Source organism: Stenotrophomonas sp. YJH_SMC_48-3 (genome assembly GCF_059369375.1).
Window position 1 is genome coordinate 48644 of the sequence record NZ_JCAFSQ010000003.1, and the last position, 22166, is coordinate 70809.

17 protein-coding genes and 1 riboswitch are annotated in these 22166 nt (G+C 68.0%); of the genes, 6 read left to right on the forward strand and 11 right to left on the reverse strand.

The annotated features are described in order from the left end of the window. Nucleotides 1-58: 58 nt before the first annotated feature. Nucleotides 59-943 carry a M23 family metallopeptidase gene (locus AC5P65_RS05335; protein WP_180832154.1) on the reverse strand — a complete coding sequence of 295 codons (885 nt, stop codon included), beginning with the start codon at nucleotides 941-943 and terminating at the stop codon, nucleotides 59-61. A gap of 147 nt (nucleotides 944-1090) precedes the next feature. After that, nucleotides 1091-1209, forward strand: a riboswitch (SAM riboswitch). Nucleotides 1210-1286: 77 nt separating this feature from the next. Between AC5P65_RS05335 and metX the strand changes: the two genes are divergently transcribed. The 3 genes from metX to AC5P65_RS05350 are packed head-to-tail and all read left to right on the forward strand — an operon-like array spanning nucleotide 1287 to nucleotide 4614. After that, nucleotides 1287-2318, forward strand: a complete 1032-nt coding sequence (gene metX, locus AC5P65_RS05340; RefSeq protein ID WP_180832155.1) for a homoserine O-succinyltransferase MetX — start codon at nucleotides 1287-1289, stop codon at nucleotides 2316-2318. Continuing rightward, the gene (locus AC5P65_RS05345; RefSeq protein ID WP_019660064.1) at nucleotides 2315-3550 is read left to right on the forward strand and encodes an O-succinylhomoserine (thiol)-lyase; all 1236 of its coding nucleotides are present in this window, start codon (nucleotides 2315-2317) and stop codon (nucleotides 3548-3550) included. Before metX ends, AC5P65_RS05345 begins: the two co-directional genes overlap by 4 nt. Beyond that, nucleotides 3547-4614, forward strand: coding sequence for a homoserine dehydrogenase family protein (locus tag AC5P65_RS05350; protein WP_019660063.1), 1068 nt, complete (start codon nucleotides 3547-3549; stop codon nucleotides 4612-4614). The genes AC5P65_RS05345 and AC5P65_RS05350 overlap by 4 nt, the downstream gene beginning before the upstream one ends. Nucleotides 4615-4721: 107 nt before the next feature. Here AC5P65_RS05350 and AC5P65_RS05355 read toward each other — a convergent pair whose 3' ends face one another. Further along, nucleotides 4722-5717 carry an alpha/beta fold hydrolase gene (locus AC5P65_RS05355; RefSeq protein ID WP_164145440.1) on the reverse strand — a complete coding sequence of 332 codons (996 nt, stop codon included), beginning with the start codon at nucleotides 5715-5717 and terminating at the stop codon, nucleotides 4722-4724. Nucleotides 5718-5921: 204 nt separating this feature from the next. Next, nucleotides 5922-7304 (reverse strand): L-serine ammonia-lyase, encoded by a 1383-nt coding sequence (locus tag AC5P65_RS05360; RefSeq protein WP_021202030.1) that lies wholly within the window; start codon nucleotides 7302-7304, stop codon nucleotides 5922-5924. A gap of 100 nt (nucleotides 7305-7404) precedes the next feature. Here AC5P65_RS05360 and AC5P65_RS05365 point away from each other — a divergent pair, with 100 nt between their 5' ends. Next, on the forward strand, nucleotides 7405-7635 hold the full coding sequence (locus tag AC5P65_RS05365; protein ID WP_058981142.1) for a glutaredoxin family protein: 231 nt from the start codon (nucleotides 7405-7407) through the stop codon (nucleotides 7633-7635). A gap of 71 nt (nucleotides 7636-7706) precedes the next feature. Here the strand turns inward: AC5P65_RS05365 and AC5P65_RS05370 are convergent, their stop codons facing one another. Genes AC5P65_RS05370 through AC5P65_RS05380 form a run of 3 tightly spaced genes read right to left on the reverse strand, consistent with a single transcriptional unit; the run spans nucleotide 7707 to nucleotide 9498 of the window. Then, nucleotides 7707-8279 carry a YceI family protein gene (locus tag AC5P65_RS05370; RefSeq protein WP_111098791.1) on the reverse strand — a complete coding sequence of 191 codons (573 nt, stop codon included), beginning with the start codon at nucleotides 8277-8279 and terminating at the stop codon, nucleotides 7707-7709. A gap of 3 nt (nucleotides 8280-8282) precedes the next feature. Beyond that, a complete protein-coding gene (locus AC5P65_RS05375) occupies nucleotides 8283-8855 on the reverse strand; it encodes a cytochrome b (RefSeq protein ID WP_019660059.1) in 573 nt (190 codons plus the stop codon). A 10-nt stretch (nucleotides 8856-8865) separates the two neighbouring features. Beyond that, complete coding sequence (locus tag AC5P65_RS05380; protein WP_021202033.1) at nucleotides 8866-9498, reverse strand: YceI family protein; 633 nt, start codon at nucleotides 9496-9498, stop codon at nucleotides 8866-8868. A 164-nt stretch (nucleotides 9499-9662) separates the two neighbouring features. Between AC5P65_RS05380 and AC5P65_RS05385 the strand changes: the two genes are divergently transcribed. Both AC5P65_RS05385 and AC5P65_RS05390 read left to right on the forward strand, forming a co-directional pair. Then, the gene (locus AC5P65_RS05385) at nucleotides 9663-13208 is read left to right on the forward strand and encodes a sensor histidine kinase (protein WP_111098792.1); all 3546 of its coding nucleotides are present in this window, start codon (nucleotides 9663-9665) and stop codon (nucleotides 13206-13208) included. Between the two features lie 96 nt (nucleotides 13209-13304). Further along, nucleotides 13305-16832 carry a hybrid sensor histidine kinase/response regulator gene (locus tag AC5P65_RS05390; protein WP_019660056.1) on the forward strand — a complete coding sequence of 1176 codons (3528 nt, stop codon included), beginning with the start codon at nucleotides 13305-13307 and terminating at the stop codon, nucleotides 16830-16832. 686 nt (nucleotides 16833-17518) lie between these two features. Here the strand turns inward: AC5P65_RS05390 and mdtD are convergent. The 5 genes from mdtD to AC5P65_RS05415 all read right to left on the reverse strand — a co-directional run bounded on the left by mdtD (nucleotide 17519) and on the right by AC5P65_RS05415 (nucleotide 22141). Continuing rightward, on the reverse strand, nucleotides 17519-18928 hold the full coding sequence (gene mdtD / locus AC5P65_RS05395) for a multidrug transporter subunit MdtD (RefSeq protein WP_103282599.1): 1410 nt from the start codon (nucleotides 18926-18928) through the stop codon (nucleotides 17519-17521). A gap of 92 nt (nucleotides 18929-19020) precedes the next feature. Beyond that, nucleotides 19021-20103, reverse strand: coding sequence for a uroporphyrinogen decarboxylase (hemE, locus tag AC5P65_RS05400; RefSeq protein WP_111098793.1), 1083 nt, complete (start codon nucleotides 20101-20103; stop codon nucleotides 19021-19023). 26 nt (nucleotides 20104-20129) lie between these two features. Next, nucleotides 20130-20369 (reverse strand): WGR domain-containing protein, encoded by a 240-nt coding sequence (locus AC5P65_RS05405; protein ID WP_111098794.1) that lies wholly within the window; start codon nucleotides 20367-20369, stop codon nucleotides 20130-20132. A gap of 120 nt (nucleotides 20370-20489) precedes the next feature. Continuing rightward, the gene (aroB, locus tag AC5P65_RS05410; RefSeq protein WP_111098795.1) at nucleotides 20490-21602 is read right to left on the reverse strand and encodes a 3-dehydroquinate synthase; all 1113 of its coding nucleotides are present in this window, start codon (nucleotides 21600-21602) and stop codon (nucleotides 20490-20492) included. Beyond that, complete coding sequence (locus AC5P65_RS05415; protein ID WP_111098796.1) at nucleotides 21599-22141, reverse strand: shikimate kinase; 543 nt, start codon at nucleotides 22139-22141, stop codon at nucleotides 21599-21601. The genes aroB and AC5P65_RS05415 overlap by 4 nt, the downstream gene beginning before the upstream one ends. Between the last annotated feature and the right edge of the window lie 25 nt (nucleotides 22142-22166).

Here is a 22166-nt window from a genome sequence, read left to right on the forward strand (position 1 = left end):
CGCCCGCCCGGGGCGCTATTCAAAGAGATAAGCGCCCGATTATACCGGCCGGGGCCGGTCAGCGCCCGGTACCGCCGTCTGCTTCGCCCTGGCGGGCGAACTGCAGCTGTCCCTGCTCGGCGAAGATGCGCACCGGCACCGAGCGCAGGCCCATGCCGCGGTTGACCTGCACCACGAAGTGCAGGTGCGGCGCAGTGCTGTAGCCGCTGTTGCCGGACAGGCCGATCGGTTGCCCGGCTCCCACCGCCTGGCCGCGGCGCACGCGCATGCCGCCGTCCTGGAGGTGGCCGTACAGGGCCATGCTGCCGTCGCTGTGCAGCACGCGGATGAAATTGGCACGGGCACCATCGCGCTCGCGGTCCTGGCCATTGCCACGGAAGCCATCCTGGATCTGCATCACCGTGCCCTCGCGCGCGGCCAGCACCAGGGTGCCCTCCGGCAGTGCGAAGTCGACCGCGTCGCGGTTCTCCTCGTCGTCATGGCTGAATCGCCCCTGCGGCGCCTGGTCCACACGCAGGCGGGCCGCATCGAACGGCAGGCGATAGGCGACATCTTCGGCCTGCGCGGCCGGGTTGCCCGGCACCGACTGCAGTCGCAGATCCAGCATGCGGCCATCGATCGGGGCGGGCAGGTGGCCGACCACCAGGCTGCTGTCGCCCTGGATCAGCGACTCGATCGGGAGGCCTTCGACCGGGTGTCCGGGGGCGGCGCGCAGCTGGATCTGCAGCGGCCCTGCCAGCCCGTTGTCGATCCGCGCCTGCCATTGCGTACCGACCGGCTGCAGGCGCAACTGGGCCATGGGGGCGGCGCCCTCGGCACTGCCTGCGCGGGTGGCACGGGCGGAAGGGGGAGCCAGTCCCCAGCCCTGGCGCCAGTCGCCGGCGTGTGCGGTCGCGCTCGCCAGCAGAGGCAACAGCAGGCAGGACAGGGGCAGGCGCGGCATCGGCGTTTCCAGCGAGAGGACCGCCGGGACTGTACCCGATCCTGAACGGGGCGACCGGGACGGCCCTCGCAGAGTGACCCTGAAAATATCTATCGCTTTATCCGCATGAAGGGATTGACAGTGCCGGAAAGGGCTGGCATCGTGACTCCACCATCGAGACCGGCAGAGGGACAGGCCCTTTGAAGCCGGGGCAGCCCGCAGGCGCGCAAGCGTCTGCGTAGGTGCCAAATCCTGCGGGGACCGTGGCGTCCACCGAAAGATGGTTCGAACCATGCACCGCACGTGCATCTCGAACGCGGGCCCCGCGAAGGCTCGATGGCCGATTCCCCAACCGGATCCCGCCATGAGCTTCGCCGCCAGCACCGCCATTCGCCCCGAACCCTTTGTCCCCGTCAGCGTGCCGGTCGCAGACCGCGTGCATGCCGAGCGCGGCGAGTTCGCCGCAGTGCTGTCGATGCGTCACGCAGGTCCCAGTCCGGTGCGCCTGCGCTATGAATGGGTCGGCCCGGCCAATGCGCCGGTGGTGGTACTGGCCGGTGGCATTTCCGCCCATCGCCACGTGGCGTCCAATGCACAGTTCAGCGAGAAGGGCTGGGCCGAAGGCCTGGTCGGCAGCGGGCGCGCGCTGGATCCGCAGCTGCTGCGCGTGCTGGCCGTCGATTTCGTCGGTGCCGACGGTGCGCTGGACGTGCCGATCGATACCGCCGATCAGGCCGACGCATTGGCGCTGGTGCTGGATCATCTCGGCATTCGCGCGCTCAAAGCCTTCGTCGGCTATTCGTATGGCGCGCTGGTCGGCCAGCAGTTCGCGATCCGGCATCGTGCCCGCGTGCGCCAGTTGGTGCTGGCCAGCGGTGCGCATCGTCCGCACCCTTATGCCGCCGCCTGGCGCGCATTGCAGCGTCGCGCGGTCGCGCTGGGCCAGCTGCAGTGCGGCGAAGACCACGGCCTGGCCCTGGCGCGGCAGTTTGCCATGCTCAGCTACCGTACCCCGGAAGAATTCGGCGAGCGCTTCGATGCCGCACCGGAAGTGATCAATGGCCGCGTGCGCGTGGCTGCCGAAGACTATCTCGACGCGGCCGGCGCGCAGTACGTCGCGCGCACGCCGGTGACCGCTTACCTGCGCCTGTCCGAATCGATCGATCTGCACCGCGTCGACCCGGCCGCGATCCTGCCGCCGACCGTGGTGGTGGCCGTGGAGGGCGACCGCCTGGTGCCGCTGGCCGACCTGGTCGGCCTGGTCGAAGGGCTGGGCCCGCGCGGCAGCCTGCGCGTTCTGCGCTCGCCCTATGGCCACGACGCCTTCCTCAAAGAAACCGATCGCGTTGACGCGATCCTCGCCACCGCCTTCCGTACTTCTGGAGAGTCCGCATGAGCCTGCACGCCAACGAGCCGTCCTGTAGCCGCACCACTGCCGCTGTCCGTGCCGGCATCGATCGGGACACTGCGCATGGCGCGGTCACGCCGCCGATCGTGCTGTCGTCGAACTTCAGCTTTGAAGGTTTCGGCAACAAGCGCCAGTACGACTACACGCGCAGTGGCAACCCGACCCGCGACCTGTTGGGCGAGGCGCTGGCGGAACTGGAGGGCGGCGCCGGTGGCGTCATCACGGCGACCGGCATGGGCGCGATCAACCTGGTGCTGAACGCACTGCTGCAGCCGGGCGATACCCTGGTGGTGCCGCACGATGCGTACGGCGGCAGCTGGCGCCTGTTCAATGCGCTGGCCAGGAAGGGCCTCTTTGAACTGGTCACCGCCGACCTGACCGATCCGCGTGCACTGGCGCAGGCGTTGGCCACCCAGCCGAAGCTGGTGCTGGTGGAAACGCCGTCCAACCCGCTGCTGCGCATCACCGACCTGCGCTTCGTCATCGATGCCGCGCACAAGGCCGGCGCACTCGTGGTGGTCGACAACACGTTCCTGTCGCCAGCGCTGCAGCAACCGCTGTCGTTCGGTGCGGACCTGGTGCTGCACTCCACCACCAAGTACATCAACGGCCACAGCGATGTGGTGGGCGGGGCAGTGGTCGCGCGTGATCCGGCACTGCACGAGCAGCTGGTGTGGTGGGGCAACGCGCTGGGCCTGACGGGTTCACCGTTCGATGCCTTCCTGACCCTGCGCGGCCTGCGCACGCTGGATGCGCGCCTGCGCGTGCACCAGGAAAACACCGCGTCGATCGTTGCCCTGCTGGACCAGCATCCGGCGGTCGGCCGCGTCTATTACCCGGGGCTGGCCGATCACCCAGGCCACAGCATCGCCACGCGCCAGCAGAGTGGTTTCGGTGCGATGCTCTCGTTCGAACTGGCCGACTGCGAAGGCGACGATCCGCATGCCGCAGTGCGTGCATTCGTCGATGGCCTGCGCTGTTTCACGCTGGCCGAATCACTGGGCGGCGTCGAAAGCCTGATCGCGCATCCGGCCACCATGACCCACGCCGCGATGAGCGCCGAAGCGCGAGCCGCTGCCGGCATCAGCGAAGGCCTGCTGCGCCTGTCGGTCGGCATCGAGGCCGAGCGTGACCTGTTGGCCGATCTCGGCGCCGCTCTGCAGCGTGCCGAAGCGGTGATTGATGCGGCTGCGCGCCGCAAACAGGCGGTGGATGCATGAGCGCGCTCGCCGCAGAGATTCCTGCTCTGGGCGTGGGACGACTGGCGCTGCTTGGCACCGGCACGGTCGGCTCGGCCTTCGTACAGCGCTACCAGGCGTTGCAGGCACGTGGGCTGGAACTGCCCAGCGTGCAGTGGCTGGCCAATTCACGCACTGCGTTGGAGATCGATCGTGACCTGGCGGTGCCGCTGGAACTGGCACGGCGTGCACCGCGCGATGGCCAGAGTTCGCCACCGTGGGCGAGTGCCGAAGGACTGGAGCGTGGCGACGTGGTGGTCGACGCCACCGCCAGCGAAGACGTAGCCGCGCGCCACGTACAGTGGCTGGCGCGCGGCGTGCACGTGGTCACCGCCAACAAGCTCGGGCGTGGTGCGCAGCTGGCACGCGCGCAGGCCATTGCCGAGCGTTGCGCAGACACGGGTGCGCGCTACGGCGACAGCGCTACCGTCGGCGCCGGCCTGCCGCTGTTGAGCAGCCTGCGTGCGCTGCTGGCCGGTGGTGATCACATCCATGCCATCGAGGGCGTGCTGTCCGGTTCGCTGGCGTGGCTGTTCCATCGCTATGACGGCAAGTCGCCGTTCTCGGCGGCGGTGCGCGAGGCGCTGGCGGCCGGCTACACCGAGCCGGATCCGCGACTTGACCTGTCCGGCGAGGACGTGCGGCGCAAGCTGCTGATCCTGGCCCGCAGCAGCGGGCTGGCGCTGGATGCGTCGCAGGTAGAGGTGGATTCACTGGTGCCTGAAGCGCTGGCAGCGCTGCCGCTGGAGGATGCGGTGGCGGCGCTCGATCAGCTGGATGCGCCGTTGCAGGCGCGCTGGCAGCAGGCGCGCGACAATGGTCGTGTGCTGCGTTTCGTTGGCCGCGTTGATGCCGAGGGTGCACAGGTGGGCCTGCGTGAGCTTCCGGCCGACCATCCCTTGGCGCAGGGCGCGGGCACCGACAACCGCGTCGCCATCCATAGTGATCGCTATCGCCTGCAGCCGCTGTTGATCCAGGGGCCGGGCGCGGGTGCGGAAGTGACTGCGGCCGCGCTGCTGGATGATGTGTTGCGGATCGTCGGCTGATCGCACCGCTCCTGTAGCCGAGCCCACGCCCCGCTGCTCCTGGCAGAATCCCCATCCTGCCGCATGAGCCGAGCGTGGGCTCGGCTCTACAGGGGCACGCTTGCCGGTCAGCGCGACTTCAACGCCTTCAACAGCGCGCTGTTGAACTGCTTCGGGTCCTGCACCTGTGGCGAATGGCCCAGTTCGGCGAACTCGATCAGCGTCGCGCCCGGAATCGCCGCGGCTGCCGCTCTGCCGAGTGCCGGATAGTTGCCCAGCGTCGCCTTCACCGTCGGCGGCGCCAGGTCACGGCCGATCGCGGTACGGTCCTTCTGGCCGATGAACAACGTGGTGGGTACCTGCAGGTTCTTCAGCTCGTACACCACCGGCTGGTTGAACACCATGTCCGAGGCCAGGGCCTGGCTCCATGCAACGGCCTGCTTGCCCGGCCCTTCATACATGCCTGACTGCATCCGCGCCCACGGCTCGTAGGCCGGCTTCCATTTGCCGTCGTAGTACACGTCCAGCTGGTAGCGGCGGATGCTGTCATAGCTGATGTTCATTTCGCCGGCGTACCACGCGTCCACGCTGCGCCACGGCACGCCCAGCGCCTTCCAGTCCTCCAGCCCGATCGGGTTGACCAGTGCCAGGCTGCGCAGGTCCTGTGGGAACATCAGCGCGTAGCGCACTGCCAGCATGCCACCCATCGAATGACCGACCAGGTGCACCGGCACATCACCCAGCTGCAGTTGCTGCAGCAACGCATGGGTGTTGGCGGCCAGCTGCGCGAAGCTGTACTGGTAGCGCTCGGGCTTGCTGGATTTGCAGAAACCCACCTGGTCCGGGGCGATCACCCGGTAGCCGGCGGCAACCAGGGGCTTGATCGATTCCTTCCAGGTGGCCGCGCAGAAATTCTTGCCATGCAGCAGCACCACCACGCCGATGGGCGACTTCTTCGGCGCGATGTCCAGGTAGGCCATCTCCAGCGGCTGTCGCTGCGATTCCAGCGCGAAGGTCTTCACTGGATAGCCGTAGTCGAAGCCCTCCAGGCGCGGCCCATAGCTGGGCGCGGCGAGGGCGGACAGCGGAAGGCAGGCAAGCAGGGCGGTAGCGATCACGCGCATGGGGGCAGTCCTGGGCAGGGGAGCCCCGAGCCTAACCGCAACGCAGTGATGGTGTCGTCCGACCGGCCAGGGACAACGGGGTAGAGTCGACTGTCAGTCGACTGCTCTTCGATCAGACCGCGAACATCCCGCGCTGCGCGCGATAGTCGACTGACAGTCGACTCTACCTGCGGCCCGGCGCCATCGCGCCGGGCCCGGTCGACCTCAACACTCGATGACGTTCACCGCCAGGCCACCGCGGCTGGTTTCCTTGTACTTGTCCTGCATGTCGCGGCCGGTATCGCGCATGGTCTTGATCACCTTGTCCAGCGACACCTTGTGCTTGCCGTCGCCGCGCATCGCCATGCGCGAGGCATTGATCGCCTTCACCGCACCCATCGCGTTGCGTTCGATGCAGGGGATCTGCACCAGGCCGCCAATCGGGTCGCAGGTCAGGCCGAGGTTGTGCTCCATGCCGATTTCCGCGGCATTCTCGATCTGGCTGGGATTGCCACCCAGTGCCGCGACCAGGCCACCGGCGGCCATCGAGCAGGCCACGCCCACTTCGCCCTGGCAACCCACTTCGGCGCCCGAGATCGAGGCGTTTTCCTTGTACAGGATGCCGATCGCTGCCGAGGTCAGCAGGAAGTCGAATACGCGCTGCTCATTGGCGCCGGGGCAGAAACGGTCGAAGTAATGCAGCACCGCCGGCAGCACGCCGGCGGCACCGTTGGTCGGCGCAGTTACCACACGGCCACCGGCGGCATTTTCTTCGTTCACCGCCAGTGCGTACAGATTGACCCAGTCCAGCGTGGTCAGCGGGTCGCGCATTGCCGCTTCCGGCTTCGACGACAGCTCGCGGTACAGCGCCGGCGCACGACGGCCCACCTTCAGGCCACCCGGCAGCACGCCTTCCTCGCGGATACCGCGCGCCACGCAAGACTGCATTGCGCTCCAGATCTCGCGCAGTTGGGCACGAATCTCGTCTTCGCTGCGCCAGCACTTCTCGTTCTCGAACATCAGCTGGGCAATGCTCAGGCCGCTGCGTGCGGTCTGCGCCAGCAGCTCGTCGCCGCTCTTGAACGGGTAGGGCAACGGGGTCTCATCGGGCACGATCCGGTCGTCGGCCGCGTCGTCCTGGTTGACCACGAAGCCGCCGCCGACGGAGTAGTAATCGCGGGTAGCGATTACTTCGTCCTCGGCGTTGTAGGCGGTGAAGCGCATGCCGTTGGTGTGGTACGGCAGCTTCTGGCGCTTGTTCATGCCCAGGTCGCGCTTCTCGTCGAAAGCGATCTCGTGCTGGCCCATCAGCTGGATGCGCTTGCTGCTGCGGATGCGCTCGAGCGTAGCCGGAATGATGTCCGGGTCGATCAGGTTCGGGCGCTGGCCTTCCAGGCCGAGCAGGATCGCCTTGTCGGTGCCGTGGCCGCGGCCGGTCAGCGCCAGCGAGCCATAGACATCGGCGCGGATGCGCGCGACCTCGGGCAGACGGCCCGGATCGAGCAGCCAGCGATGGATGAATCGCTCGGCGGCCTTCATCGGCCCGACGGTGTGCGAGGAACTCGGGCCAATGCCGATCTTGAAAACGTCGAACGTGCTGACAGCCATGGATGCCGTACTGCGGGTACCGGAAGAGACCGCTATTCTAGCGGCTCACGCCGCACTTCCATGGCTGCGGCGCAGCATTTCGGCAGAGGGAGCAAAACCGGTGTTGACTCTGTTCCAGCGTGACGATTGCCACCTGTGCGACATGGCCCTGGCCGAACTGGCCAAGGCGCGGGCGCCGGAGTTCGAATCGGTGTTCCTGGATGACCAGCCGGCGCTGGAATCGCGCTACGGCGCGCGGGTGCCGGTGCTCCGCGACGAGCGCGATGACCGCGAGCTGGACTGGCCGTTCGACGCGGCCACGGTGCAGGCCTGGCTGGCCGTCGATCGGTAGTGCCGGCCGCTGGCCGGCAACCCCTCTGTTCCCGGTGATGCCGGCCAGCGGCCGGCACTACCGGAGGCGTGTTATTTCGCGTCGAACTTCACGATCGTGCTGATCGCGGTCTCATCCGGGATGGTCTTGGTATCGGCCCAGTCACCACCGCCGACGCCGAAGTCCAGGCGCTTGACCGTGGCCTTGCCCGTCAGCACCGGCTGGGCGCCCGGCTTCCAGGTGAAGGTGAGGGTGACCGGCTTGCTGACGCCACGCAGCTCGAGGGTGCCATCGGCGGCGAACTGGCCGTTGCCGACCGCGCGGAAGCCTTTGGCGGTGTAGCGCGCAGTGGCGAACTTGCCGACGTTGAAGAAGTCGGCACCCTGCAGGGTCGAGTCGCGGTCGCTGTTGCCACTCTTGGCACCGGCCAGCGGGATCACCACGTCCAGCGAGCCGGCGGCCGGATTGGCCGGGTCGAAGCTGAGCTTGGTGGCGAAGCCCGGGAAGCTGCCGGTGAACACCTCGCCGTCGTACTTGGTCGCGAACACCAGGATCGAGCCGGCGCCGGGGGCCTGCGCATAGTCGGCAGCGAGCGCCGGGGCGGTAGCCAGCATGCCGGCCAGGGCGGCGGCCACGGCGGCCGGAGTGGTCAGTTTCAGGTTCATCGGTCAGTCCTTCTGAGGGGAGGCAAGCCAGCCGCGCGGCAACATGCGGGACAGGGTCGCATCGCGCTGGAACAGGTGGTGGTAGAAGGCGGCACCGGCATGGGCCAGTACCACCGCGATCAAGAGCCAGAAGCCGTATTCGTGGATGGCATGTGACACCGCGACAACCTGCGGGTCGGGTCCGCTCAGCTTGGGCACATCCACCAGGCCGAACCAGCGGAACGGGCGCAGGCCGCTGGCCGAGTCGTACAGCCAGCCCGACAGGGGGATGGCGAACATCAGCACGTACAGCAGCACGTGGGTGGCGCTGGCGATGCGTTCCTGCCAGCTGGGCACGCCCGGCACCGGCTTCGGCGCACCGGCATACAGGCGCCAGCCCAGGCGCAACAGCACCAGCGCCAGCACCGTGATGCCGATCGACTTGTGCGCGGTATAGACCCAGAAATACTTGGGGGTCTTGGGCAGCTCGCCCATGGTCAGGCCGACCACGCCCAGGGCGAGGATCAGCAGTGCGATCAACCAATGCAGGATCTGGCTGACACTCCCCCAGGCGGCGGGGGTGTTCTTGGCGGTCATGAAAGGTCCTCTAGCGGGCCATCTTGGGGTCGGAGTGCGGAACGGGAGCGGGAGTTCCCGGGGCGTCGCTGCGGTCGAGGGTGGCTTCAGCCTCGATCCTCAACTGCACTGCATCACCGATGACGCCTGGCCAGGCGGTGATGCCGAACGCGCGCCGGCTCAGCGTGGTGCTGGCCGAGAAACCGGCGGTGCGTCGGAATGGGGGCAGGGGGTAGCGCTTGATGGCGTTGAGGGTCACGTCCAGCGTGATTTCCTGGCTGACCCCGCGCAGGGTCAGGGTGCCGATCACGTGGGCGCGCCTTGCATCGATCGGTTCGACCCGACTGGAGACGAAGTGTGCCTTCGGGAAGCGCTCACCATCCAGCAGGCTGCGCGCCAGCGTGGCCTGGTTCCATTTAGCATCACCAAGGTCCAATCGCGACACGGGAACCTCGACGTCCAGTGTGGCTTCGCGCCAGTTGTCGGGATCGAACTGCAGGCGTCCTTCACTGCCGGAGACCGTGCCCATCGCCTGCGAGTAACCGGCGTGGTCGATGGTGAACAGCACACGGGTATGCACCGGATCGAGGCGATAGGTATCCGCATCGGCCCAGGCGGGAGCGGTGGCGAGCAGCATCGGCAGCAGGGCCAGGCAGGGACGCATCGATGGCGGGCTCCGGAAGGGGACGTTGCGATCATACGCACAGCCCCCCGCCAACGTTGCGTGCATGGCTGCAACAGTTCGTGGTGGGTCCACCGGTGGAAACAGCCTGTTGCAGCCATGAACCCGGCGCTGTGTGACAATCGGGGCAGGACAGGGGGTTCAGGATGACGAGCGGTTGGCGCCTGTGGCGCCGGGGCATCGCGGGAATGGGGCTGCTGCTGATGGCATTTGCCGCGGCGGCTGCGGCCCCGGACATGGCCGAGACACCGCGGCTGCGCCGTTTCGGTGCCGCCGAAGGCATGCCCTCGCGCATGGTGCTGGCGCTGGCCGAGGATCGCCAGGGCCATGTCTGGGCCGCCACCGATGGTGGCCTGGTGCGCTATGACGGTGGCAACCTGCGGGTGTGGGAACATGATCCGGAGCAGCCGGGCTCGCTGCCCGGCAACGAAATCGAGACCCTGCTGGTCGATCCCCTGGACCGCGTCTGGGTCGGCATCAATGGCAAGGGCGTGGCCCGGCTGGATGCCGACCGCGACCGCTTCAAGACCTTTGATACCGTCAACGGCCCCTGCATGAGCCAGTTCTGGACGCTGGCCTACGCCGAGGATGCACTGTGGATCGGCACCAGCGGCCATGGCGTCTGCCGTTTCGGTGAAGATGGCAGCCTGCGCTTCTTCGAGCATGATCCGGCCCGTCCCGAGGGATTGCCCAGCAATACCATCTACAGCAGCCTGGTCGATGCGCAGGGACGCCTTTGGATCGGCACCGAGGCGGGCATTGCGCGCTGGAACGGGACTGGGTTCGAGGCTGTCGCACCGCGCGAACTGGGGGCGCTGAGCGTGTTGCGCCTGAGCCGCGACCCCGACGGCTCGATCTGGGCCGGCAGCCAGAATGACGGCCTCTACCGTATCGACCCGCAGGACCGGGTCAGTCGTCCACGCTGGGCCGACAGTGCGCGCCTGCGTTCGGCGCTGGTGCTGGCTGATCGCCAGGGCGGTTACTGGGCAGGCACCTCCGATGGCCTGTTGCGTGGAGATGCCAGCATGCTGTGGCGGCTCGATGGCGACCGCGGCAGTGGTTTCCTCACTGCCCAGAGTGGTGTGCTCGATCTGCTGCAGGACCACGAGGGCGGATTGTGGGTGGCGCTGCTGACCCAAGGCCTGGCCTACCTGCCCCCGGACTGGCGCCGGTTTTCGATCTGGAACCAGCTTGACGGCAAGCCGCTGGACAGCCAGTACCTGTTGAGTGCAGCCAGCGATGGCCAGAACTACTATGTTGGCTCGGCACATGGCGTGTACCAGCTGGATGCGCAGGGGACCCTGCGGTTGCTGGCCAGCGATCGCGAGATTGGCAGCGGGGCGGTGTGGTCGGTGCTGCCGCGGCCGGACGGGCGCCTGTGGCTGGGGCGTGCCGGCCGCATCAGCGTGTACGACCCGGCCACCGGCGCGTTGCACGATTGGCGTATCGACGGGGGCGCGGACCTGCGCCAGCGCGTCGATCTGATGCGGCAGGCCCCCGATGGCACGGTCTGGCTGTCGGTGATGAACCTCGGCCTGCAGCAACGCAGTGCCGACGGCCGCATACTGCGCAGCTACCCGCTGGAGGATTTCCGCAAGACGGCCGATTCACCGATTGAGCAGATCCGCTTCGATGCCCAGGGCAAGGCCTGGGTGATGGGCGACATGGGGATCTGGCGTGAACAGGCCGGGCGCTTCGAAGCGGTGCCGGGCGTTTCGCGCGGGCTGATCTATGACCTGGTGTGGGTCGATCCGCAGCAGCTGTGGCTGGCCCGGCAAGGTGCGCTCGAGCGCTATCAGTGGGATGGCATGAGCCTGCGCCTGATCCAGCGCATTGATGGCAGTGCGGGCGTGCCGCCGGTGAGCATGGGGGGGCTGGCGTTGGCCGAAGACGGCCGCCTGTGGGCGACCACGCCACGTGGCCTGCTGCGATGGGATCCGAAAGCGCGCCGCCTGCAGCAGTTCAACGAACGCGATGGCCTGCCCGACGCCGAGTTCACCAGCCGGCCGCCGGCGGTGAATGCCGACGGTCGCGTGCTGGCGGTGGCCCAGACCGGCCTGGTCGAGTTCGATGTGAATGCCGCCGATACCACGCTGCCGCCTTCGTCACTGGTGATCGCCGAGGTCCGCGTGCGGCGCGATGATGCCCGTGGCTGGCAACCGCTGCCGACCAGCGGCACGTTGTTGCTGGGGCCGGATGACCGTGACCTGCAGATTGATGCGCGGCTGCTTTCCTATGCCAACCCGCAGGGCAACCGCTACCGCTTCCGGGTTCAGGGCTACGACCAGAACTGGGTGGAGCAGGGCGGTGACGGCCAACGCACGCTGTCGCGGCTGCCGACCGGCAGCTACGTCATTGAAGTCCAGGCGGCGACGGCCAGTGGCGCCTGGACACCTTCGCAGCGGCTGCAGGTAAAGGTTTTGCCACCCTGGTGGCGCAGCGGCATGGCGATCTTCGGCTACCTGCTGATCGGCTCGTTGCTGCTGCTCATCGTGGTGTGGTCGATCCGTGCGCGGCTGCGCCGCCGCCAGCAATGGCAGTTGACCGTGCACAAGCAGCAGCTGGCGGAGCAGGCATCACAGGCCAAGAGCCGGTTCCTGGCCACGCTGGGCCATGAGGTGCGCACGCCGATGACCGGCGTGCTCGGCATGAGCGAACTGCTGCTGGCCACCCCGCTGGATCCAGTGCAGCGCAGCTATGCAGGCTCGATCCAGCAGGCGGGCAGCCACCTGCTGCGGCTGGTCAATGACGCGCTGGATCTGGCCCGCATCGAGGCCGGCCGGCTGGAGCTGGACCTGCGCCCGTTCGATCTGGCCAGCCTGCTCGACCAGGTGCAGGCGTTGATGCAGCCGATGGCAACGCAGCGCAATCTGGAGTTCCGCCGTGGGGACGATCCACCTGGGCCGATCAGCGTCAGTGGCGACGAGATGCGCGTGCGGCAGATCCTGCTCAATCTGCTGGGCAATGCAATCAAGTTCACCGAGCGCGGGCACGTCGGCCTGGCTGTGCGGCTGGAAGACAACGGTGGTGGACTCTGCTTCGAAGTGCATGACACCGGCCCGGGCATCAACGCCGAGCAGCAGGACCGCCTGTTCCATCGCTTCGAACAGGCCGATGGCCCGCGCACCGCGTCGCGCTATGGAGGCAGCGGGTTGGGCCTGGCGATCTGCCAGGAGCTGGCCGTGGCCATGAACGGGCGGATTGAAGTGGACAGCCAGCCGGGCAAGGGCGCCCGCTTCCGGGTATGGCTGCCGCTGCCCTGGAACCGGCAGGCCGCCAATGCGCCGGGCGAATTGCCGGTACTGCCGATGCTGCCGCCACTACGCATCCTGCTGGTGGAGGATGACGCGACCGTGGCCGAGGTCATCGCCGGCCTGCTGCGTGGCCGTGGCCACGACGTGGTGCACGTGCTGCATGGTTTGGGCGCGCTATCGGAGATCGCCACCGATGGCTTTGACGTGGGCCTGCTTGATCTGGATCTGCCGGCGCTGGACGGCACCGCCATCGCCCGGCAGCTGCGCACCATGGGCTATGAACTTCCCTTGGTGGCGGTCACTGCACGGTCCGACGCCTACGCCGAGACCCAGGTCCTGGCGGCTGGGTTCGATGGCTTCCTGCGCAAGCCGGTGACCGGTGACATGCTGGTGACTGCCATTGCCCAGGCGCGCGCAAAACGACAAACCGCCCTTTGAATGCGCCAGCGCCGGGCGTGAACGTCGCGACTTTCGGTTTACCATGCCGACGCCCGTAGTGCGGGAATCATCAGAAGCAGCGTGAGGAGGCAATCGGTGGTGTATCTGCGGGCGGCGATGCTGCTGCTGGTCCTCCTGTGCGGCCTGTCACCCGCTGCGGCGCAGCCGGTGCCACCGAACCCGCGCCAGGTGACGGTGTTCGACGGCTTGCCGTCCAACACCGTGAACCGCATGGCCGAGGATCGTTACGGTTACCTCTGGATCGCGACCAACGACGGCCTGGCCCGCTACGACGGGCGCAACTACCGGATCTGGCGCTCGGAAGACGGCCTGCGCGACAACCGCATCTGGACGGTGCTGGTCGATGCCCGCAACCAGCTCTGGATCGGCACCGAGAACGCCGGCCTTGTACGGATGTCGGCCGATCGCCGCCAGCTGCATTTCTACGACCGCAGCAGCCAGCCGTTGATGGGCACCAACACGGTCTGGAGCCTGGCCACCACGCCGGATGGTTCGGTCTGGTTCGGCACCCACGAAGGTGGTCTGTACCGCCTGGACAACCAGGACCGGTTGCAGCGCTTCCTGCCTGAAGCGAACAACCCGCGCAGCCTGCCGGCGGCATCGGTGCCGTACCTGGCCACCCTGGCTGACGGCAGCCTGTGGATCGGCACCAAGCATGGCGTCGCGCGCTGGACCGGCACGGACTTTGAGCGGGTCGGGGCCGGCATCATTCCCAGCCTGCTGATCAATGGCTTGACGGCCGAATCCGATGGCAGCCTTTGGATCAGCACGATGGCCGGCGCCATGGTGCGCCGTCCCGATGGTCGTTTCGAGGCACCGTCCTGGAAGCTGCCCGAAGGCGAGCAGGTGCTGGGCATGATGCTGCGCGACGAGCAGGGCGGGCACTGGCTGGACACCCGCACCGGCCTCGGCCGGGCGGTCGATGGCCAGTACCAGGCCGTGCCCCTGTACAGCGCGGTGGCACGTGGCCCGGTGCGCCCGAACTGGACAGGTGCCTACGAGGATCGCGAGGGCGGCATCTGGTTGGCCAGCACGAATGCCGGCCTGTGGCACCTGTTGCCGCGCTGGTGGCAGTTCTCGGTGCTGTCGCGGCTGGAGGACGACCCGCGCTCGCTGCGCAATGCCTTCGTGCTGGGCACCAGCCCCTCCAGCAATGGCGGCATCTGGACGGTCGGCAGCCACGGCGCGCTGGACCGCTTCGATCCGAAGACCGGCAGCATCGAACAGCACCGTACCTGGGTCAACGGCATGCACTGGCTGACCTCGGTGCGCGAGGATCGCCGCGGCCAGGTCTGGATCGGTTCCAACGACGCACTGCTGCGCTATGACCCGAAGCGGCGTGATCTGCGCCGCTGGGGCCGGGATGCCGGCGCCGACGCGACCATGGAAGGAGTCATCGAATCCATGATGACCTGTGATGGTGACAGTCTCTGGCTGATGCTGCCGTCGGGGCTTCAGCAACGCGATCTGGATGGGCGCCTGCGGCGCCAACTGGATAATGGCCAGCGTGGATTGCAGCAGGGCCAGCTCAATCTGGACGTGGAATGCGGGCCACAGGACCATATCTGGCTGGCAAGCAGCCGTGGCCTGCTGCAGTGGCTGCCGGAAAGCGAGCGTTTCCAGCCGGTGCCGGGTGCGCCGGCGACCGCGATCCATGCACTGCACGTGGGCACCGATGGCCAGGTCTGGCTGTCCGAAGATGGCCGCCTGTCGCGTTACCGCTGGAGCCAGGGCCGGCTGGAGCGGCAGGCCGTGATCGGTGCAGAGCAGGGCTACCCGGCGATCTCCGCCTCGGGGCTGGTGGTCGATGCGCAGGGGGTTGCGTGGGCAACCAGTGCGCGTGGCCTGGTGCGCATCGGGGCCGACGGCCAGAGTGTGCGCCTGTATGGCGTGCACGATGGCCTGCCGAGCCAGGAATTCCGCGAACACACGCTGGTGATGTCGGCAGACGGTCATCTGGTGGCAGGTACACCGGCCGGTGTGGTGGTGTTCGACCCGAAGCAGGTGCGTCCGTCGATGCGGCGTGCGCCGCTGGTGATCGAGCGGGTGGAGGTGCGCCGCAACGAGCAGGTGCTGGACCTCACCCACGACGCGCCGTTGCAGATCGCCGACGGCGACCGCGATCTGCGCATCGTCGCGCGCCTGTTGTCGTTCGCCGATTCGGCGTCCAACACCTATCGTTACCGCTTGGCCGGCTATGACCCGGACTGGGTGGAAGTGGGGCCGGCCGGTGAGCGCTTGTTCTCGCGGCTGGCACCGGGCAGCTATCGGCTGGAAGTGCAGGCGCGGTCGGCTGACCATGTCTGGTCACGTGTGCAGAGCCTGGAATTCCGCGTGCAGCCACCGTGGTGGCGCAGCTTGTCCGGCCTGTTGATGCTTGCCTCGTTCGCGCTGCTGCTGACCAGCTGGTTCGCCTGGCTTTACCGTCGGCGCCTGCAACGTCGCCACGCCTACCAGCTTGCGCTGCACAAGCAGGAACTGGCCGAACAGGCGTCGGCGGCCAAGACCCGCTTCCTGGCCAATCTTGGCCACGAGATACGTACACCGATGACCGGTGTGCTGGGTATGAGCGAGCTGCTGCTGGCCTCGCCGCTGGATCCGCAGCAGCGTGGCTATACACAATCGATCCGCCATGCCGGCGAGCACCTGCTGCATCTGGTCAACGATGCGCTGGACCTGGCGCGGATCGAATCGGGCCGCCTGGAGCTGCAGCACAAGCCGTTCGCACTGGGCAGCCTGCTGCAGGACCTGGCCGCGCTGATGGGGCCGTTGGCGGCGCAGAAGGGCCTGCGTTTCACGCTCGACAACCAGCTGCCCGCCGGCCTGCAGGCCAACGGCGATGCAATGCGGGTACGGCAGATCCTGTTGAACCTGCTCTCGAATGCGGTCAAGTTCACCAGCCGCGGCACCATCACCCTGCACGCGCGTAGCGACGCCGAACTGCGATCGCTGCATTTCGAAGTGCGCGACACCGGCCCGGGCATCAGCCAGGAACAACAGCAGCGCCTTTTCCGCCGCTTCGAGCAGGCCGATGGCGCACGCACCGCTGCACAGTACGGTGGCAGTGGCCTGGGCCTGGCAATCTGCCGCGAACTGGCGCATGCCATGCAAGGGCGGATCCAGGTGGAGAGCCAGCTCGGTCGTGGCACCTGCTTCGGCGTGACGTTGCCGTTGCCGATGGTGGTCGATGCCCATGCCGAGGCAGAGGGTGATACGCACCGCCAGGAAGCGGCCAACATGCCGCCATTGCGGGTACTGCTGGTGGAAGACGACGCGACCGTGGCCGATGTGATACGCGGGCTGCTGAGTGCGCGTGGGCATGAGGTGGTGCATGCAGGCCATGCGCTGGCGGCGCTGCGCGAGATCAGTGCCGGCGATTTCGACGTCGGCCTGCTGGACCTGGACCTGCCGGGCCTGAGCGGTTTCGAACTGGCCCAGCACCTGCGCAACCAGGGCTACATGCTGCCGCTGCTTGCCGTGACCGCGCGGACCGATCCGGACCTGCAGCAGCAGGTGGAAGCGGCCGGCATCGGCGGTTTCCTGCGCAAGCCGGTGACCGGTGAACTGCTGCTGGAAGCGATCGCCAGGGTCATGGGGCGGTAGGGTGCGGCGGCAGGGCCTGCGGCCCTGCACCTGCTGCAAGCCGGAGCAACAGCAACCGCCGAAGCAAAAGCTGGCTTCCTGTGGGATGGCGGGGTGGGTCCGGTTACGGGGGACGCTGCAAGTCCCCCTCCGGGGCCCGGCCCAGCCGCTGGCGGCTGTGCGTTCGGGCGCTTGCGAAGCAGTGCTTCGCAAGCAAAGCGCCCTCACCCATGTAAGCTCGGTCGCCGCTTGCTCGTGTGCGCAATCCTGCGCACACGGCAAGACCGGGGTTGGGCGTCCTGCCCAACCCGCCCGAGGCATGCCTCGGGCCCATGCGGCTCACGCCCCCGCAACCGGACCCACCCCGCCTTCGACAGATTCTCGCGAGCTGCCGGCGCCCTGTGTAGAGCCGAGCCATGCTCGGCTCAAATCTCACAGATATCGAAATGTTCGATTTCAATGGACGCTCATCCACGCACGGCGTGGATCTACCCGATCGCGAAAATCTGTCAGAGGTGGGGCGGTGTCGCAGTGCGGGGCGTCAGCCGCATGGATGCGGCTGCCAAGCCTACAGGGACGTACTTGCGGCGTCCCCGCGCTGCGACACCGCCCCGCCAACCCACGGAATGCCGCTTTGGCTGTTGCTGTTGCCGGCCAGCGGCCGGCACTACCGCGGGTGCAGGGCCGCAGGCCCTGCCGAACCACCCTCACTCCGCGACGTGCTCGACCTGCCGTGGCTCCGGCTTGGTATCCGGCAGCTGCCAGAAGATCATCGTCGAGGTCAGGGTGATCGCGCCCACACAAAGGAACGTGGCATGCAGCGCGGCGGTCGCGCTGTTGCTGTCCAGGTGGTTGCCGAACGCGGCCAGCAGGCTGCCGGCCGCCGCAGCACCGAAACCGGCGGCGAGCATCATCACCATCGACAGCAGGCTGTTGCCGGAACTGGCGAACTCGCGGTCCAGGTCGCGCAGGGTTACGGTGTTCATCACGGTGAACTGCAGCGAATTGACCGCACCGAAGAACGCCAGCTGCAGCAGGCGCCAGGCCAGGTGCTGGCCCGGTGTCATCAGGATGAAGCTGGCCATCGCCAGGCCCACCAGCACGGTGTTGACCATCAGTACGCGGCGGTAGCCGTAGCGCTCGACCAGCTTTACCGCCAGCTTCTTCGACACCATGCCGGCCGCCGCCACCGGCACCATCATCAGGCCGGCGTTCATCGGGCCCAGGCCCAGGCCGACCTGCAACAGCAACGGGATCAGCATCGGCATGGCGCTGCTGCCGATGCGCGAGAACAGGTTGCCGAGGATGCCGATGCGGTAGCTGGGCACGCGGAACAGGGCCAGCGAGAACAACGGCGCGGTGGAGTTGGCGGCGTGCAGCCAGTAACCCACCAGCGCAGCCAGGCCGGCCACGGTCATCAGCATCACCAGCGCATGTGGCGTACCCAGGCCGGAGATGCCGTCCAGCGCCAGCGACAGCACCACCATCGCGAAGGCCAGCATGATGTAGCCACGCAGGTCGAAGCGGGTGCGATGGCTGGCGTAGTGGTCGGGCATGATCTTCATCGCGGCGATGAAACCGATCACGCCGATCGGCAGGTTGATCAGGAACACCCAGTGCCATGAGGCGATCTCGACCAGCCAGCCGCCCAGCGTGGGGCCGATCAGCGGGCCAACCAGCGCGGGGATGGCGATGAAGCTCATCGCGCGCAGGAAATCCTCGCGTGGCACCGAGCGCATCACCGCCAGCCGGCCGACCGGCAGCAGCATCGCACCGCCGATGCCCTGCAGCACGCGCGCACCGACCAGCTGGTGCAGGTGCTGGGCCAACGCGCAGGCCAGCGAGCCGAGGGTGAACAGGATGATCGCCACCAGGAAAGTGCGCCGGGTGCCATAGCGGTCGGCAATCCAGCCCGAGGCGGGAATGAAGGTGGCCACCGCCAGCGCATAGCTGAACACCACCGACTGCATCTGCAGCGGGCTCTCGCCCAGGCTGGCCGCCATCGCCGGCAACGCCGTGTTGACGATGGTCGAGTCCAGCATCTGCATGAAGATCGCCAGGGACACCAGCCACAGCAGGGGACGGTGGCGGTTGTAGGTCGATGACGATGTAGGCATGGCGTGCGGCCGGTGCAGCGTGGGGGCCGCCATGATCGCGCACTGCGGGTCACGGCGCGATCAAGGTCGCGCCGTGATGGCCTGCGGAATGCTCAGCGCTGGCTGTGCGCGTGCACCGCGTCGACCAGCACCTGGACGTGTGCCGGGTCCATGTCCGGCGACATGCCGTGGCCAAGGTTGAACACATGGCCCTCGCGCGAGCCGCCGTTGCCGGCGGCATAGGTGTCGAGCACGCGTGCGGCGGCCGCGGCGATCGCATCCGGCGAGGCGTACAGCGTGGTCGGGTCGAGGTTGCCCTGCAGGGCGACGCGGCCACCAGTGCGGCGCATTGCCTCGTCCAGGTCCAGCGTCCAGTCCAGGCCCAGCGCATCGGCACCGGTGTGCGACAGCGCTTCCAGGTGCAGGCCGGTGCCTTTGCCGAACAGGATCAGCGGCGTGCGCTCGCTGCCTTCGCCGCGCTCCAGCTCCTCGGCAATGCGCTGCAGGTAGCGCAGCGAGAACTCGCGGTACATCGACGGCGACAGTACGCCACCCCAGGTGTCGAACACCTGCAGCGCCTGTGCACCGGCCGCGCGCTGCGCGCCGAGATAGGCGATCACGGCGTCGGTGGTGACCTCCAGCAGGCGGTGCAGGGCCTGCGGGTGGTTCAGTGCCATGGCCTTGATGCGCGCAAAGTCCTTGCTGCCACCGCCTTCCACCATGTAGCAGGCCAGTGTCCACGGGCTGCCGGAGAAGCCGATCAGCGGCACCTGGCCGTCCAGTTCGCGGCGGATCAGCCGTACCGCATCCATCACGTAGCCCAGGTCCTGTTCCATGTCCGGCACCGCCAGCCGGGCGATGGCGGCTTCGTCACGCACCGGGTGCCGGAACTTCGGGCCTTCGCCTTCGACGAAGTACAGCTCCAGGCCCATCGCATCGGGAATGGTGAGGATGTCCGAGAACAGGATGGCCGCATCCAGCGGGAAGCGGCGCAGCGGCTGCAGGGTGACTTCGCAGGCAATCTCCGGGGTCTTGGCCATGGCCAGGAAGCTGCCGGCCTTGGCCCGGGTCGCGCGGTACTCCGGCAGGTAGCGGCCGGCCTGGCGCATCAGCCAGACAGGGGTGCAGTCCACCGGTTCGCGGCGCAGGGCGCGCAGCAGGCGATCGTTGCGGAGAGGGCTGGTCACGATTGGCATTCCTTGGACGAAAGTTGGCAGCGGCGTCAGTCGCCGTGCGAGAGGATCTGGAAACCGCGATGCAGTTCGGCATCGCGGGCCTTCTTGAAGGCATGGCGGGCTTCGTCGGCCTGCAGGAACAGCTCGCGCCGCAGCTGCGAGCGGCCACCGACGCGACCGCTCTCGCGCAACAGTTCCCAGCCGCCGAACAGGTCCGGCTGCAGGCTCAGGCGCAGGAAGCGCGGTGCCTGCGCGCCGGCGTCGGGATGTTGCAGGTAGACGTGCATGGCGCCGATTGTATCGCCCCGGGGCGGCACGGACCTGTAGAGCCGAGCCCACGCTCGGCTGCGCTTCATGCCGCAGCACAATCCGTCAGCGCCGGGCCATGCCCGGCGAACGCGGAAAGGTCAGCCCGCGCCCAGCACCTTCAGCACCGCCGCCTCATCCACGTCCGGCACCACTTCGGCACGCCCCATGCCGCGCCACAGCACCAGGCGCAGGCGGCCGGCCACGTTCTTCTTGTCCAGGCGCATGCGGCCGAGCAGGGCCTGCGGGTCGAGCCCGGCCGGGATTGCCACCGGCAGGCCCAGGCGTTCCAGCAGTGCCTGCAGGCGCGCGCGGTCGGCATCGTCGGCCAGGCCCAGGTCGGTGGACAGCTTCGCCGCCAGCACCATGCCCACCGCCACCGCCTCGCCATGGTTCAGCGCATCGCGGCCGGGCGCGGAGTAGCCCTGCTCGGTTTCGATGGCATGGCCGAAGGTGTGGCCGAGGTTGAGCAGGGCACGTTCGCCCTTCTCGAAAGGATCGCGCTCGACGATGGCGGCCTTGTGCCGGCAGCTGCGCGCGATGGCTTCGGCCAGAGAAGCATCCTCGCCGGCCAGCAGCGCATCGGCATGCTGCTGCAGCCATTCGAAGAACACGGCATCACCCAGCGCGCCGTACTTCACCACTTCGGCCAGGCCCGCACGCAGCTCGCGCGGCGGCAGGGTGGCCAGTACGCGGGTATCGGCGATGACCGCGCGTGGCGGATGGAAGGCGCCGACCAGGTTCTTGCCGGCCGGAATGTCGACCGCAGTCTTGCCACCGACCGACGAATCGACCATCGCCAGCAGGGTGGTGGGCAGCTGCACGCAGTCCACGCCCCGCATCCAGCAGGCCGCGGCGAAGCCGGCGAGATCACCGACCACGCCGCCGCCCAGCGCGAACACGCAGGCATCGCGGGTGGCGCCGAGCGCAGCCAGCGCTTCGATCGCACGGCCGAATTCGGCCAGCGTCTTGGAGGCTTCGCCGGCGGCCAGCACGTGCTCGCCGACGATCAGGTCGGGGCGTGCGGCCAACAGCGTCTGCTTGGCCGACGCCAGATAGCGCGGAGCCACTTCGCTGTCGCTGAGCAGCAGCACATGGCGGCCGCGCACGTGTGAAACCAGTGCAGCGCCATCGGCCAGGGCACCGGCGCCGATGGTGATGGAGTAGGGGCGATCGCCGCCAACGGCGACCTGCAGCAGGGCGGGGGAAGTCATGTGGTCATGTCCTGGCGCTGCCATTGCGTGGCCAGCTTGACTACCAGTTGGGCAGTCGCGTCGGCAGCGGTATACGGGTCGGTATCGAGCGTGAGGTCGGCCACTTCTCGGTACAGCGGGTCGCGCTGTGCGGCCAGATCATGCAGCACCTGCTCGCGGTCCGGGCGCTGCAGCAGCGGCCGGCCCTTGTCGCGGGCCAGGCGTTCCAGCTGCGCGGCCACGCCGACCCGCAGGTAGACCACGAAGCCGCGCCGGGCAATCAATGCGCGGTTGTCCGGATCCAGCACCGCTCCGCCGCCGGTGGAGACCAGTTGGCCTCGGCCTTCGAGCACGCGGGCCAAGGCCTGCCGCTCATGGCTGCGGAAGCCGGCTTCGCCGGCGTGCTCGAAAATGGTCGGGATGCTGGCGCCGGCGGCGTCGACGATGGCCTGGTCGACATCGACGAAGTCCAGCGTGAAGCGCTCGGCCAGGCGGCGGCCGATGCAGGTTTTGCCGGCGCCCATCGGGCCGATCAGGATCAGGTTCGGAGCAGGATTCATGCCCTCTGATGCTAACACCTCCGTG